The 663-nt window shown below is 56.9% G+C and carries 1 protein-coding gene; it reads left to right on the top strand.

Going from position 1 to position 663, the window contains the following annotated elements:
• A partial coding sequence (locus H8S45_RS15925; protein WP_186950620.1) for a CHAP domain-containing protein occupies positions 1 to 573 on the top strand: 573 nt, incomplete at its 5' end.
• Between the last annotated feature and the right edge of the window lie 90 nt (positions 574 to 663).

Below are 663 nucleotides of genomic sequence, written 5' to 3'. Positions count from 1 at the left end.
ATGTTTATAAGCTGGTGCGCGGCACAGTCCGGTAATGCCGGAATCATCCCGCGCACGGCAAGCTGCTACAACGGCAAGGACTGGTTCGCGGAGCGCGGGCGCTTCCACCTGCGGGCGGCTTACACGCCGAGAGCGGGCGATGTCGTATATTTCTCCACCCGCCAGTATCCGAACGGAGGCGGGCATGTAGGTATCGTGGAGAAGGTGGAAAACGGCTATGTCTACACCATCGAGGGGAATACCTCGGGCGCGTCCGGCGTGGTAGCGAACGGCGGCGGTGTGGCACGCAAATCCTACCCGCTGGGGTATCCCAGCATATACGGCTACGGCAATCCAAAATATGAACAGGAGGAACCAGATATGACCGAAGCACAGGTAAAGCAGATCATTGAAAAGACGAAAGAAGCGGAGCAGTACAACAGCGTGGAGGAGTGCCCAGCATGGGCACGGCCGACCATTGAAAAGCTCGTGCAGAAAGGCTATCTACAGGGCGACGAGGACGGAAACCTCGAGCTTTCCTTTGATCTAATGCGCAATCTGGTCATTAACGACCGAGCGCATTTATATGGCTGAATAGAGGTGCAACATGGCAGGACGTGCAAAGGTGCCGGAAGAACTGGAACGGCTGACGAAGAGCCAGCGGTTGACCGTGATAGACGAGGC

The organism is Agathobaculum faecis, assembly GCF_014287995.1.
GTDB classification, from domain to species: Bacteria; Bacillota; Clostridia; order Oscillospirales; family Butyricicoccaceae; genus Agathobaculum; species Agathobaculum ammoniilyticum.
Note: the sequence above shows the minus strand (reverse complement) of the source record. Positions and strands in the feature narration are given on the sequence as shown.